Annotated in this window: 11 protein-coding genes; 2 read left to right on the top strand and 9 right to left on the bottom strand. The window is 43.6% G+C overall.

What is annotated here, in order from left to right:
• Positions 1-29: 29 nt before the first annotated feature.
• The 3 genes from HY064_04235 to HY064_04225 form a co-directional block, all read right to left on the bottom strand.
• Positions 30-2,126 (bottom strand): oligopeptide transporter, OPT family, encoded by a 2,097-nt coding sequence (locus HY064_04235; protein ID MBI3509849.1) that lies wholly within the window; start codon positions 2,124-2,126, stop codon positions 30-32.
• A 92-nt stretch (positions 2,127-2,218) separates the two neighbouring features.
• A complete protein-coding gene (locus tag HY064_04230; protein MBI3509848.1) occupies positions 2,219-4,087 on the bottom strand; it encodes a peptide MFS transporter in 1,869 nt (622 codons plus the stop codon).
• A 122-nt stretch (positions 4,088-4,209) separates the two neighbouring features.
• Entirely contained in the window at positions 4,210-6,402 is a 2,193-nt protein-coding gene (locus HY064_04225) for a S9 family peptidase (protein ID MBI3509847.1), read from the bottom strand.
• Positions 6,403-6,509: 107 nt separating this feature from the next.
• Between HY064_04225 and HY064_04220 the strand changes: the two genes are divergently transcribed.
• On the top strand, positions 6,510-7,913 hold the full coding sequence (locus HY064_04220) for an FAD-binding protein (GenBank protein ID MBI3509846.1): 1,404 nt from the start codon (positions 6,510-6,512) through the stop codon (positions 7,911-7,913).
• Positions 7,914-7,922: 9 nt separating this feature from the next.
• On the opposite strand, the gene HY064_04215 is transcribed toward HY064_04220, so the two are convergent.
• Entirely contained in the window at positions 7,923-8,573 is a 651-nt protein-coding gene (locus HY064_04215) for a hypothetical protein (GenBank protein ID MBI3509845.1), read from the bottom strand.
• Positions 8,574-8,657: 84 nt separating this feature from the next.
• Between HY064_04215 and HY064_04210 the strand changes: the two genes are divergently transcribed.
• The gene (locus tag HY064_04210; GenBank protein MBI3509844.1) at positions 8,658-9,398 is read left to right on the top strand and encodes a hypothetical protein; all 741 of its coding nucleotides are present in this window, start codon (positions 8,658-8,660) and stop codon (positions 9,396-9,398) included.
• Between the two features lie 38 nt (positions 9,399-9,436).
• Here the strand turns inward: HY064_04210 and maf are convergent, their stop codons facing one another.
• The 5 genes from maf to ccsA form a co-directional block, all read right to left on the bottom strand.
• Entirely contained in the window at positions 9,437-10,120 is a 684-nt protein-coding gene (gene maf, locus HY064_04205; protein ID MBI3509843.1) for a septum formation protein Maf, read from the bottom strand.
• A complete protein-coding gene (locus HY064_04200) occupies positions 10,110-11,105 on the bottom strand; it encodes a geranylgeranylglycerol-phosphate geranylgeranyltransferase (protein ID MBI3509842.1) in 996 nt (331 codons plus the stop codon). Before HY064_04200 ends, maf begins: the two co-directional genes overlap by 11 nt.
• A gap of 234 nt (positions 11,106-11,339) precedes the next feature.
• Positions 11,340-11,840 (bottom strand): 3-deoxy-D-manno-octulosonate 8-phosphate phosphatase, encoded by a 501-nt coding sequence (locus tag HY064_04195; protein ID MBI3509841.1) that lies wholly within the window; start codon positions 11,838-11,840, stop codon positions 11,340-11,342.
• Positions 11,837-12,616 carry a DUF2520 domain-containing protein gene (locus HY064_04190; GenBank protein MBI3509840.1) on the bottom strand — a complete coding sequence of 260 codons (780 nt, stop codon included), beginning with the start codon at positions 12,614-12,616 and terminating at the stop codon, positions 11,837-11,839. Before HY064_04190 ends, HY064_04195 begins: the two co-directional genes overlap by 4 nt.
• Positions 12,613-15,324, bottom strand: a complete 2,712-nt coding sequence (ccsA, locus tag HY064_04185; GenBank protein ID MBI3509839.1) for a cytochrome c biogenesis protein CcsA — start codon at positions 15,322-15,324, stop codon at positions 12,613-12,615. The genes HY064_04190 and ccsA overlap by 4 nt, the downstream gene beginning before the upstream one ends.
• Between the last annotated feature and the right edge of the window lie 27 nt (positions 15,325-15,351).

Raw genomic sequence — 15,351 nt, 5'->3', positions numbered from 1 at the left:
ATATAACGAAGTTACGAAAATCAGGCCAATTATTTCATCGCTTTCTTCCCGGTGGCAACGCGGTAAAGGATATAACCAAGTGCCATGAAGAAAACTACTCCCAGCAGCGCATAACCATGCTCGCCTGTTAAAGAAACAAGGTGATCTCTCACACTGAGTTTTTCCATAAAACTTTTTTCAGCGGGAAGATTCTGCTGAGCGAGCAACGCATTTTTCTTTTCGATCATATTCGAAGCAACTACTCCGAGTATCGCCACGATCACTCCCATCAGCGCACCGCCCGCAACAAGCCCGGTAGCGAACAAACTTCCTTTTCCTAATTCAGTATCTTCTGCTTTTTCTCCTTTGCGTTTTGCTTTCCAATCTACTATTCCTTTTACACATCCGCCGGCGAAAATCGGAAGTGTTGTGGAAAGAGGAAGATAAGCGCCCACTGCAAATGAAAGTGAATTTACTCCCATCAATTCAACGGTGATCGCGAGAAAAACTCCGACCATTACAAATTGCCAGTCGAGATTGAAAGAAAGTAAACCTTTGATGAGCGTTGCCATTAATGTTCCCTGCGGAGCTTCGTATCCTTTCTGGCCGATCATGTGATGAATTCCTTTTGACACCTGTGCTGCTGTTGGCGTATCGAGTAAATGCACAACGAGCCCGACAATGAAAGTGGAAACAACAGCGCCGATAAAAAGCGAGATTTGTTGCGCGCGTGGAGTTGCCCCAATGAGATATCCGGTTTTTAAATCCTGCGAAGTATTTCCTGCATTCGCAGCGGCAATACAAATTAAACTTCCTACCACAAGCACCATCGGTTCAAAAACTTTTCCGGTCAATCCGAATGCGATGAACACGAGTGAAGTTCCCATGATGGTGGCGATCGTCATTCCGGAAACAGGACTGTTGCTCGATCCGATGATGCCGACAATTCTGCTGGAAACAGTGACGAAGAAAAATCCGAAAATGATGACGAGAAATCCGATGAGAATTTTTCCGGGAATTCCTGCTGTCGGAAGATTCGGAAGAAGTGCAATGATGAAAACGAGTGCGAGGCAACCGAATAAAGTTACTTTCAACGAAAGATCGCGTTCCGTTCTTTTTCGTGAATCAGTTTTTTCCCGATTTTTCATTGACGCCAATCCTTCGCGGAAAGATGAAATGATGGTTGGCAATGTTTTGAAAAGCGTAATGAATCCTCCGGCGGCAACTGCGCCTGCGCCTATCTGGCGTATGTACGCGCGATAAACTGCTTCTGCAGGATCGGCAAAAACTTTTGCGATCGGATCCCATCCGCCTTGTCCGCCTGCCGAATGAATATCCTGGAGAAAACCCAATTTCACTTGTTGCAGTGCGATCGTTTCCGGCGGCAATAAATAAGCGAGAAGAGGAATGAGTCCGAGCCACGCAAGAACTCCGCCCGCCACTAATTGTCCGGCGATGCGCGGGCCAATGATGTAACCAACGCCGAGATATTCAGGAGTGATTTCACAATCGATTCTCGCCGAAGGCATGAATTTATTTTTCGCAGAAACGAGATACGTTGGAACATCACAGATCACCTGGAAAATTTTCTGGCCGAATGCGTAGATCGTTGCTGCTGCCAATCCAAGATAAGCGGTCTTTGCAAAATCTCCTCCTTTATCTCCCGCAACGAGTACCTGCGCGCACGCGGTTCCTTCGGGATAAGGAAGTTTTCCGTGCTCTTTCACAATGAGCGAACGACGCAAAGGGATCATCATGAGCGTTCCGAGTAATCCGCCGACAACTGCGAGTGAGAGGATCGTCCAGTAATTGAAATAAACTTCTCCGTGTGCGTCGGTGCTGAGAAATAAAAATGCGGGAAGCGTGAACACTACTCCGGATGCAATGGATTCTCCTGCGGAACCGGTGGTTTGAATAATATTATTTTCAAGAATGGTGGTCTTCAGAAATTTTCTTCCAATAGAAATCGCGAGCACAGCAATAGGAATGGAAGCAGAGACGGTGAGTCCTGCTTTGAGTGCGAGATAAACATTCGCCGCACCGAAGATGACGCCGAAAATGCAACCGAAGATCACTGCACGCACAGTAAGCTCCGGCATTTTCACGAGATCGCTTACGTACGGTTTGAATTCTTTTTCTTCAGCCATTAATTTAAAAAATTAAAAAAACAAATCCCAAATCCCATTTTGTTTTCAGCGCAATTTGGAATTTGGGATTTTATTTTTTTTCGAATACTATTTTACCGGATGCCGTTCATCATTTTTACGAGCATACTGCTGATCACGAAAAGAATAACAGAAGCTATTCCCGCCATGAAAACGAAGATGAGGAAAAATGAAAATAAATTATCGATCCTGAATCCGGCGAATGCTTTTTCCTTGGTGACACTTCCTTTTTCTACTTTGATCACAATGTTACTCCGCAGTGAATCGCCTTTGATACCGTTGTAAGTAGAATCTTTTTTGATGGAACTGTAATCGATCACTTCCATACTGTAAACCTTTTTCCCTTTGTAGTCCGACGATTTAGAATCTTTTTTCACAATATCAATTCCTGTTGTTGTTTTGATGTCGGAAACCAATTCAGTTGGTACGAGTGGTTCGGGATAAAGTCCGCTCAGTGTTCCTGCAAATTTATTCGCAGTAGCATTGGCAAGAAACCAAACGCCCATCAACAAAGAAGCAAGACGCACGGGAGCAAGTTTATTTACCATGGAAAGTCCTATCGGTGACAAACACAATTCACCGAATGTGTGAATGGTGTAAAGAGCGATCAACCACATCATGGAAACTTTCATTCCGGGAGCAAGTCCTTTTACTCCAAATGCAATGACCACATACCCGATAGCGAGAAGAAATAATCCGAGCGCTTGTTTGAAAGGAGAAGCGGGTTCCATGCCACGACTTCCGAGTTTCGTCCACAACCATGCAAAGAGTGGTGCGAAGATCACGATAGCAACCGCGTTTATGCTCTGGAAATAAGCTGCGGGAACGGTCCATCCGAAAAGAACCCGGTTGGTTTGTTCATCCGCGAAATAAGTGAGTGATGCTCCCGCCTGTTCAAATGCACTCCAGAAAAATATAACGAAGAAACAAGCAATGTAAATTACCCAGATGCGCTGCTTCTCTACTTTTGTCAATGAAGGATCGCTGATGATAAGTCCTGGGATTGCTACAGCCATGGAGAAAATAATACTTCCAACAAGATCGAAATCGATTCCAAGTGTGTGGTGCGTGAATCCCATCGGGTCGTGGATGAATGCGATGAGATTGCTGTGGACATTGGAGAAAGAAAATTTCCAGCTGTCGGATGCAAAACCAAAACCAAATTCAAATGCCCAGAAAAGAAAAACCGCAACAGCACCCCAGATCACAAAAAGTTTTTTCGGGAATTCCTTCTTTACTTCATTCGTGATATTGTCGTCTGTATTACGATGACTGTTTGGTTTCACACCGATCTGCTCACCTTCCGGAGTAACGATGTATTTATTTTTCAGCCAGATGAAAAGGATCACACTCAGGATCATTCCGAAGCAGGCGGCAAGAAATCCCCAGCGGAAATATTGCGGAAGATTATTTCCTTCTGAATCGTAACGTTCTCCGAGATACCCGCATAACAATGGTGCGATAAAAGCTCCGAGATTGATTCCCATGTAGAAAATGGTGAAAGCAGAATCGATCCGTTTATCTCCTTTAGGATAAAGTTGTCCGACCATCGTGGAAATATTCGGTTTGAAAAATCCATTTCCGAAAATGAGCAATCCAAGACCGACGAACATCAGAATGGATGCAAAACTTAAATTGGTGTAGAAAGTTCCGGCAAGGAACATGAAGAATTGGCCGGCCGCCATCATAATTCCACCAATGATGATCGATTTCCTGTTTCCCCAATAACGATCGGCCATGTATCCTCCAATGAGTGGAGTGAGGTAAACAAGCCCGGTGTAACTTCCATAGATCTGCGATTTGAGTGCAACGCTGAAAAGAAGTGCCTTCGCCATGAAAAGCACAAACAGTGCGCGCATTCCATAATAACTGAAACGCTCCCACATTTCTGTTACAAATAACACATACAATCCCTTCGGATGTCCTTTTGGAGTTTCTGACATATAATCGTGTGTTTTTAGATAGGTCGCTAAGATAAGGGATTTACAATGTAGGATGTACGATGTACAATTTGATTTTATTGATACTAAAAAATTGCTAATCGTAAATTGTAAATCGTAAATTTTCAGAGGTTGGTTTTCAGAAAATCAGTGATCTTGGTGTACAAATGGATCCTGGAATTTCCTCCGCGTATACTGTGATTGCGGTCGGGATACATGTAGAATTCAAATTCTTTATTTGCATCGATGAGCGCATTGATAAGCGCAACTGAATTCTGGAAATGCACATTGTCGTCGCCGGTTCCATGTACTAATAAAAGTTTCCCTTTCACTTTATCCATATTATTCACCGGCGAAAAATCATCATAGCCATGCGCATTATTCTGCGGCAATCCCATGTAGCGCTCCGTGTAAATAGAATCGTAAAATCTCCAGCTCGAAACAGGAGCAACGGCTACTGCACATTTAAAATAATCGGCGCCTACACCGAGACACAAACTTGCCATGTATCCGCCGTAACTCCATCCCCAGATACCAATGCGTTTTGCATCCACATAAGGAAGAGTGCCGAGATATTTCGCAACATCAATCTGGTCGGCGCTTTCTAATTTTCCCATTTGGCCGTACGTGCATTTTTTAAATTTCACGCCGCGGTATTCTGTTCCGCGATTGTCAACAGAAACAATGATCACACCTTGTTGTTGCAAATACTGGTGCCAGTAAAAATCGGCGCTTTCCCATTGGTCAACCACCGTGTTATGCCCCGGCCCGCCATACACAACCTGCAACACCGGATATTTTTTTCCTTCTTCCATTTTTACCGGTTTTATCATCCATCCGTTGAGTTCAACTCCATCACGGTCTTTCACTGTGAAAAATTCTTTTTTTGCAAAACCATAATCTTTCGCTTTCTGCGCGAGTTCATGATTATCCACCAGCATTTTCACTTCTTTGCCACTCGCGTCATTGATGGAAATGTAATAAGGCGTATTTGCATTCGAATTAAAATTCACATAGTATTTCATTCCCGAACTGAAGGATGCAGAATTATTTCCGGAACGCGTAGAAATTTTCTTTTTTTCTTTCCCGTCTATTTTGATGGAATAAATATCGCGTCCCACAATATTTCCTTCATTGGACTGGTAAAAAAGTGTTTTTGTTTTTTCATCGTAACCATAAAAATCGATCACATCGAAATCTCCTTTGGTAATCTGCATTTTATTTTTCCCGTCCATCGTGCATTCATACAATTCAAGATAGCCGCTCTCGTCGCTGCTCCAGATGAAATGAAGTTTGTCTTTGAGAAAAGTGAGATGGTCATACACTTCCACATACGTGTCGCGCTTTTCGGTTAGAATTACTTTTGATGTTCCGTCATTTGCATTGGCAAGAAATAATTCCAGCTTATTCTGCAAACGATTCAAACGCTGAAAGGAAAGTGTATTCGCATCCTGCGTCCAGTTCACACGCGCAATATACTGGTCGGTTTCGGTACCGATGTCAACAGGAATAGTTTGTTTCGAATCAAGATTGTAAATGTGAATAGTAACGATCGAATTTTCTTCTCCGGCTTTGGGATATTTGTAAGAATAAGGTTCAGGATAAAGCCCGGTGTTGTACATCGTCATCTGGAATTCTTTCACGCGCGTTTCATCAAAACGATAGAAAGCTATTTTTTTACTATCGGGCGACCAATACATTCCATTGGGCAAAGTGAATTCCTCCTCGTAAACCCAATCTGTTCCGCCATTGATCACATGGTTCCATTCCCCGTCCATCGTTACCTGCGTTTCTTTTCTTGTATCGAGATCCACAATGAAAATATTGTTGTCGCGGACGAACGCCACTTTTTTACTGTCGGGAGAAAATTGTGCAAGGCGCTGTTTCCCTCCGGTGGAAAGCGGGAACATTTTTTTCGTTTTCATATCGAAAATAAAATTCGTCACTTTAGTAGAGTAGCGGTAAATATGTTCGGTTGCTGTGGAGATCAGCACTTTTGTTTCATCGGGACTCAGCGTCATTTCATCCATCTGGACGGGTTGCGTTTCATTCTCAGGAATCAATTCATTCATTTTAAAAAGCACCGAAGTTTGTTTCCCCGTTTTGTATTCGCACGTAACGTAGGCCGCCTCATTTTTGGCGCCGATCTCTGTATAATCCATGTAATGTTCGCCATCATGCATCGAGGTGTAGCCCGAATTGTAATCGGCGCGGAAAGTTCCGTTCTTCCATACATCGTCGAGCGTGATCTGTTTCTGAGCGAATGAAAAACAAACCAGGGAAGCTGCAAAAATGGTGGCTGAAATATTCTTTTTCATAGTGAGTGGGTAAAGAGTAATTTTGTGTGAAAATAAGAAAATGTTCGCTGCACGATCTGTAGCAGTTTTTACCGGAACAATCTTATTACCAACGGCAGTTTCTCAGGATGAAATACAATTCGGTCGATCAGGAAATCATTACTCAACTCATTTCCATTGCAGGGAAAGAATATGTTTTTGCTGATGAAGAAAACCGTGAGAAATACGGGCGCGATGAAACGGAAGATTTAATTTACAAACCTTCTGTGATCGTGAAGCCGCGTACAGCAAATGAAATTTCAGAAATTCTGAAACTTGCGAATAATAAAAAAATTTCGGTCACTCCGCGCGGCGCCGGCACAGGGCTGAGCGGAGGCGCGCTTCCCATACACGCGGGAATCTGCTTGTCGATGGAACGGTTCAATAAAATTCTTGAAATAGATGAACGGAATCTCCAGGCAACTGTGGAGCCCGGCGTGATCAATGAAGAATTTCAGAATGCGGTGAAAGAAAAAAAACTTTTTTATCCGCCCGATCCTGCTTCGAAGGGAAGTTGTTTTCTCGGCGGAAATCTCGCGCACAGTTCCGGCGGGCCGAAAGCAGTGAAATATGGAACGACGAGAGATTATGTATTGAACATGGAAATGGTTCTTCCTACTGGCGAGATCGTGTGGACGGGCGCGAATGTGCTGAAATATTCCACGGGTTATAATTTAACACAACTCATGATAGGCAGTGAAGGAACGCTGGGCGTGATCACAAAAATTATTTTCAAACTCATTCCGTATCCTGAAAATAATCTTGTGATGCTGGTTCCTTTTCATTCGGCGGAAAAAGCATGTGAAGCGGTGAATGCAGTTTTCCGTGCAGGAATTATTCCATCGGGAATGGAATTCATGGAGCGTGATGCGATCGATTGGGTGAGAAAATTTGAAAAGGATATTTCAGTTGAAGTAAGTGATGATGTAAAAGCTCATTTGCTGATTGAGGTGGACGGAAATGAAATGGATTTGCTTTACAAAGACGCAGAAAAAATTTCGCAAGTGATGCAGCGATTCGAATGCGGTGAAATTCTTTTTGCCGATCAGCAATCGCAGAAAGATATGTTGTGGAAAATGCGCAGGAAAGTTGCGGAGGCCGTTCGGTCAAATTCAGTTTACAAGGAAGAAGACACTGTTGTTCCGAGAGCAGAATTACCGGAACTCTTAAGAGGGGTGAAAGCCATTGGCAAAAAATATGGATTCAGATCCGTTTGTTACGGCCATGCGGGCGATGGAAATATGCATGTGAATATCATTAAAGGAGAGTTGAGTGATGACGTGTGGAAGAATGAATTGCCAAAAGGGATCACAGAAATTTTTCAATTGTGCGTGAAACTCGGCGGAACTATTTCCGGTGAACACGGAATTGGTTTGGTGCAGCAACCTTACCTGCCCATTGCCATTGATAAAAAAAGAATTGAACTCATGCGCGGAATAAAAAAACTATTCGATCCGAATGAGATATTGAATCCCGGGAAAATATTTTATTGAGATCGCATTCTATCGTTTCAGCGGAGTGGTCATGTGCAATGAAACTTTAACCAGCAGATCGATGAGCGCTGAAAAGCGTTCTCTTTTTTCATCATCCGAAATGATCGTGTTCTCGGAATAAAAGATGGTATCGAAATCGAAACTGATTGTTCCTTCCACCAGGTGCATGTTGTTCAGCAATAAAACACAAATGTTCGAATTGAAATACGAGGGCATCAATGGAGGATTGTTGCTGTTGAGAATAAAATGTTTGTCGAAATCAGTATTGCCGGTCTCAACAGGATCGTCAGCAAAGAGTCGCTGAAGTTTATTCAAAAGACTTTTTTTGCAGAGTTCGAATTTGAATTTCGCACGTTGCGTTTGAATGATAATGACGGTCGTTTTATAATTTCCTCCGCTGTCGTCCGTTTCCCTCTCTGTATTAACGATCAATTTTACATTTCCCGTTGTTCCCGACAACTGCGGATAAACCGGTTTGAAAAAAGTCACCGCCTTCATCGGTAAAGGAATTCCATACTTCGCACCGATCAAAGAAAGATTTTTCCAGGCGTACCGGATCTTTTTGTTCCGCAGAAATTGTATGCCAATGAAAACTACAACAGCGAGAACCGGCGCAATAATGAAAAGGATGTATTTATGAATGTTGTGTGAAAAATTCATGAGCCGGATCGCTAATATGAGAATTAGAATTCAAATGCTGTTACTTTTCTGAAATTTGTCATTATATTTCTTAGAGAATTCACCATGAGGGGACGCTTTTTTATTCCGTTGTTTGTTTTTGCCACGATCATTTTCGTGGCGGGAATGCCTTTTCACCCGGCAAATGCGCGTCACACTGTGCAGAATGAAAACGGACACGGCCACCGAGACAAAAAGAAAAAACCAAAAAAGAAAAAGAAGAAAAAAAAGAAAACACATGCCGATAAAATGAAAAAAGCCGCCGACACAGCGAAAATGAGAAAGCAGAAAGTGAAACGCGACCGCGAGCATCAGAAAAACCTGGATAAACTGAAAAAGAAAAAAGCGAAGAAGCAAAAGGCGGTCACCAAAGCGCAGGATCAGCGGAAAGATTATGTCAAAGGATGTGATTCAACTGAACTCGTGCGCACGTCGCAGGATACGCTGCTGCTGAAAAAATACGAGACGATCTATCGTTCACTCGGCGGATTGTGTTACATCATTCACCTGCAGCAAATGGCCGAACTGGAAAAAACTTCCGACGGATTTTACAGCGTGCGCATACGCGCGAGCAAGGATCCGCGCGCGCCTGCGGACTGGCAAACCTATTTGTATTGCCCGATAGGAAAACCAGACGGAATGATCGCGCTCATCAATCCGCTCGGCGATACGGTACAGTTGTGTAATTATCGTGGCGAGAAAAAAGAAGGGATGATGACGTGGGTGAAAAAAGGCGAAGGTGTTATTCACCAGGAAAAATATGCAGCCGATGTTAAAGTATGGGCTGATGATCCCTCGGAACAATAAATTCGAAATTTGAAATGATCGTCGAAAGCAAATTGTGATCAGAATTTTTGCAACTCCTCAAACAATTCTTTCACCGGCAATCCCATCACATTGAAATAAGATCCTTCGATGTGATCGACCAGCACGAATGGATTTTCTCCTGCAGGAGGAAGACATTTTTCCAGCAAAGAAGTTTTGCCAATTTTTTTCAGAAAATCATTTTCTTCATTGGAGCACGGATTCATTCCCGGTTGGAGGCATTCCTGCGCACCATACGCACCTGCTTTATCGAACGGATTTTTTATGCGGATGTAATTCAGCAATTCTTCATCCGTCCTGTTTTTGAAATACACTTCGCTGCGTACACAAAAAGTTTTTTCATCCATCAAAGACATGAGGTAAACTCCGGTGAACACTTCATGTTTTTTTCCATTGAGCATTTTCAGCATCCGTAAAGCATCGGCTTCGTCATTCGGTTTATTCAATACACGGCCCTCGATCCACACAATGGTGTCTGCGGTGATCAGCAATGAATATTCATCGAGATCATCATATAACGCCTCTGCTTTTTTCTTACAGAGATAAAGAGCGATCTGTTCTGCTTTCAGTTCGGGTGGAAAATATTCTTCGATTTCATTTTCAGCGATCTCAAATTCCAAACCACATTCACGCAATAAAAATTGTCTCCGTGGAGATCGTGAAGTCAGAATTATTTTTTTGCCGGAAAGATTTTCAGGAAACATCAGCAGCGATAAGTTCATGAATGCTGTGTGCGAAAACGAAGAGGTAGGAGATCCCGGCGACCATGAGGATCTTCACAATGAAACTCATGAATCTCCAGTCGTTTTTTCCTTTCGCATTCATCACGCGGTAAGCAAGAAAAAGAAAAGGCACCTGCAGCAACACTAAAAAATAAATGAAAGAGATCCAGTCCTTCGCATCAAATTGCAGGTACTGCACATAACCGATGGCGCAAACTACGAGGCCGATAAGCGTACTGATGAGAATTTTTGTTTTTGAAATTCCCAGAACCACAGGAATTGTTTTGCATCCGTATTCAAGATCGCCTTCGTAATCTTCTGCATCTTTTATTATTTCGCGAAGCAATGTAACCAGGAATGCAAAAAGTCCGACGATGAGTGTGATGTGAGAAGCAAAACTGAGATCGAGATAACCGCCCTGCACTAATTCGGGAAACGCCTTGTAAATATTCGGGATCTCGAAAAGTATGACCACCAGTGGAACCAATCCTGAAAGTAGTGCAATGATGAAATTACCAATGAAAAACTGCCGTTTAAGATTCGTGGAATAAAACCAGAGCAGGGCAGGAGCAGAGAGAAAAATAAATGCACCCACGCGCAGCAATCCGTATTTCCAGGAAAGATAAACACCGAGCAGAGCGCCGATGATATTGATCGTCATGTGTGCCGCCATCGCAACGCGCCGCTTGACCACTTTACCGATCGGGTTTGTTTCCGGCCGATTCACTCCGTCGATCCTCACATCGAAATAATCGTTGATGATGTATCCTGCCGCACCGATCATTACCGTAGAAAGAACAAGCAGGAAAAAATCGAGCGGGGTCATCTGCAATTCCAGCAATGAAAAATCAAGATCATGTTTGCGCAATTCGAGTATGGGAAGGATAACACAGTATCGCACCATGTACTGCATGAAAGCCATGATGAGAAGATTCGGGAGACGAATAAGTTTGAGGAAGGAGATCATCTGCGTAAAAATAGTCATTTGTCATTGGACACAGGTCATTTGCCAATTGTCGGTAGTGGCTCAGTTTGCTCTTTTCCGATTCAACTTCGCGCCTTGGCGCCTTCGTGGTTCCTAAACCATTCTTTTATTAAACCACAAAGGCACTAAGGCGCTAAGAATTTTCAAACTGCCCCACTACCCAATTGTCATTGAGATTTCAGTTTAAATAATTTTCCCAATGACAATTGACAGGGTTTACCATTTTCCCTGTAATCGCATCACCTGTTCGATCACATCGCGCGCGCAACCATCGCCACCTTTCATTGGAGAAACATAAACAGAAATTTCGCGGATCTCGTGCACGGCATCATACGGACAACAGGGAACTCCGCATCTTTTCATTGCCAGGAGATCAGGAACATCATCGCCCATGAAAAGTATTTCATCTGCATTCAGGTAATAAACACTTTCAAATTCTTTCAGTTTTTCTTCTTTGTCGGTGATGCCGAGATAAACTTCGGTGAGCCCGAGTTCTGAATATCTTTTTTTCATCACTTCTTCGCGGCCGTAGGAAATGATCGCCACTTTGAAACCGGCTTTCACTGCGCGGCTTAAAGCATAACCATCTTTCGCATTCACACTTCTTGAAATGGAACCGTCGGAATTGAGAATGAGTTTTCCGTCGGTAAGTACGCCGTCGATATCGAAAATAAATGCCTTTACGCTGTGCAAACGTGATTTAAAATTTCCGTTCATTTTTTTCTTTTCTTTTTCTGCGCAGCAATATTTTTCGTGATGTCGAAATAAATTTTTCTCAAAGCCGGATTTTTTTTCAGCGAAGCAAGATGCCGGCTGATCACATGCTTATCATTTCTCGAAGCGGGGCCCGTTTGTGAAGCAGCAGGAGAATGATCGAGCACTTTCATTGCAGTTTCCAGGATAAGCGGGCGAACGAGATCGAAGGGAAGGTCGTGTTCTTCGAGTATGGAATCCGCGATGTGATACATGTGATTGGAAAAATTATTTGCGAACACGGCTGCGAGATGCGCGGCTGCGCGCTGGTGTGAATCCAGTTCATAAACAAAATCAGAAAGCACACTCGCAATATTGCTCACCGAAAGTAAAGTGCTTTTGTCATTCGCCTCGATGCACATCGGAACATCTTCGAGGTGGATATTCCGGTTGACGGAAAGTGATTGCAAAGGATAAAGTACACCGTGCTGATTGAATTTTTTCAGCACGTCTATTCCCACACTACCGGAAGTATGGAGAACGATCCCGTCGTTCACATTGAGTTTTTTCGCTATGGCGGAGATTGCATCATCTTTTACCGCAATTAGAAAAACATCTGCTTCATTGATCCCGGAAATTTTTGTGACCGCTTTTGAATGCACTTTTGCAGCGAGCGTGCGTGCATGTGCGCCATTGCGGCTGTACACGCACGTGATGCGTACGCCCGCGCGATGTAACGCGATGCCGAGGTGCGTGGCTACATTTCCTGAACCGATGAGTGCACAACGAAGATCTTTCATGCTGCTTTTTTATCGTCCCTGTTTTTTTTCCGGACACGTTCGCGTACGGCAATGAAAGTTCCGGTGATCATAATGAGGCAACCGATCCAGAGAATATTTATTCCGGGAAAAACAGAAACCTGCAGCACCATGTAATCCGGTTTGTGATTGAGGCGGATGCTCGTGTATATTTTCAGCTTTTTCGTTTCATTGTCCACATCGGCAAAAGAGACTTTGACACCGGTCGATTCATCTTCTCCATCGAGAATGCGCTTGAACACCGATGTTTTCTTATCGAAGAAAATGCGCGACTCGATTATGTGGCGTTCCATCTTCGAATTGAAAATGCTGAAGTAGGCAACGAGATTTTTTTCATTTGTCTGGTTCAGCGGGGAGAGCGAATCTTCATTGGCACTGTCGAGGACAAGAATGCAATTCTCCAATCCAAGCGTATCGCGAAAGGTGAGATTATGTTCCAGTGGTTCATCATAATGATCGGAATTAAGATCTGCTTTTTCAGCAGAATCGTCCAGTAAACGATCCTCGGCAAATTTCACCGACGAATAAATATCGCGGAAGATATAATGTTTGGTATCGGGCTCACGCGCATTTCCCATAATGGGATTCAACTGGTAAAACGGGCTGAGCGTAAAAACTTTTTCCGGTTTCCCATTATCGCCCTTCTCGATAAAATCGACATTGAAATAAACGTAACCGGTTCCGTTCTTTATTTTTCTCTGGTGATTTGTGTACGTTACGAGATAAGGTCCCATTGGCAGCGTATCTCCTTTGAGCATATAAATATTTTCGAGATTGTCAATGTCCTCGGCAAAACCAGTGAGATCCATTTTCGAAGTATTTCTCGAGATGGTATCTTTTTTAGAAGTGGAAATTACCACGCCAAGTATCAGCACACCGAATCCTACGTGCGCGATGGACGCACCTGCTTTTGAAATTTTTCCACCGAAAACTTTTCTCCAGTAATTCGCATTGGCAAGAATGGTGAAGATGCAGGAGAAGAGCAGGATGGAACACAACATGAAGATGTATTGTTTTTTCTGCGTTACTGAATTCCATTGGCTGTTGTAATAGATCGTAAACGAAATGATGACGGAAAGAACAATGGAAGCAATAAGCGGAATGCGGATCTCACGGATAAAAGTTTTGAAATCTGTGTTCCTGTATTTCAGGTATTGTGTGAAACCAACGAGCAGGCAAATGATGACTGCGAATGAGATCTGCCATTTGTTGAAGAAGTTCACCACATCTTTATCGGGTGCAATATTCGCATCGGCCATTTTTCCTATCCATTGCCACCCGGTCTGGTGATACATGCTCTGCATGAAATGATGAACAGGAGAAACTTCGAGGAATTTATTCACGACCGGCGATGAAGTGTAGAAGATGATCTGGAATGCAGCAACAAGAAGAACAAGAGAACCGATGAACATCCAGAATTCTCTCGACCACAATTCTTCTTCTTTGTCGGTCTTCGGAAAAAATTTCCAGTAACCGAGAATGAGCGAAATGAACGAGGAGACGAGCAGCAGCAACATGGATGCGCCGTGCATTCCGTTGAAAAACATAATGAGAACCAGTACGGCGATCGCTGTGTAAATAATTTTCAAACGAGTATTGAAAGAAAGCAGCATCACCGAAAGCCAGAGAAAAAATCCCATGAAGGCAGTGAGTTCTTCATTGAGCCCATCATCTGTAAATGCATGCACGGAAGTTTTTGCGAGGATCCCGCTCTTCGTGAGAAAGGTGGAATACACTATGAGAAGAAAAGCAAAAATGCAGAGGAGAAATGTGGTGAAGAGCGATTGTCCTTTTTGTTTGTAAAGCAACATCACGTGCGCCGCGCCTACAAGTACGAGCCAGGGAACGAGTGATGCATTTTCAACCGGGTCCCACGCCCAGAATCCTCCGAAGCTCAACGACTCATACGCCCACGCACCGCCCATGAGAATTCCGGTGCCGAGCACCATTACGCCGGTGAATGCCCAGGGTAAAGCAGCCGATTGCCAATCGTGATATTTTTTTGTCCACAATCCTGCGATCGCAAATGCAAATGGAATAGTGGTCAGTGCAAATCCACAGAAAAGAGTAGGAGGGTGAATGGTCATCCAATAATTCTGGAGGAGCGGATTCAATCCGTGTCCGTCGGAAATGTGTGCGAGATAATCCGGCATTTTTGTCCAGGGCAAACCGATGTTGTCTTCCTGGAGGCGCATCAATCCGAATGGATTACTGCCAACGTGAACACCACCCACATAAATTCCGAGCAGCATCATGGATAGAAAAACCTGCACGAGCGCAACAACAGTGAGTACCGGCGCTTCCCATTGCTTCGCTCTTTTCATCAATATCAAACCGATGACGCCGTGCCACACTAACCAGAGCAACGTACTTCCTTCCTGTCCTTCCCAGATGCAGGCAAGAACATAATTCATTTTCATATCGCTCTTCGAATGCTGCCACACGTATTGATATTCGTAACGGTGTTTGACGATCATCAAAAGCAGCGTGAGTAAAATCCCGAAAGCAGAAACTGCGTGCGTGGTGTAGAAAAATCTTGCGGTGGATTTCCATTTTATTTCTCCGTTATCCTGCTTGACGCGCAGGTAATTCACGATCACGGAAAAAAGAGCGGAGATAAATGCAATGACCACAAGCATGTGACCGATCTCTCCCCATAATAATTGTTCGCCCTGGTACTGCTGTGTCATTGCTGTGAATGGAAAAATTTGCAGCAG

The sequence above is a fragment of the Bacteroidota bacterium genome (assembly GCA_016194975.1).
Lineage (GTDB): Bacteria > Bacteroidota > Bacteroidia > Palsa-965 > Palsa-965.
The sequence above is the reverse complement of the archived record's forward strand: the minus strand, read 5'-3'. Positions and strand labels throughout refer to the sequence as shown.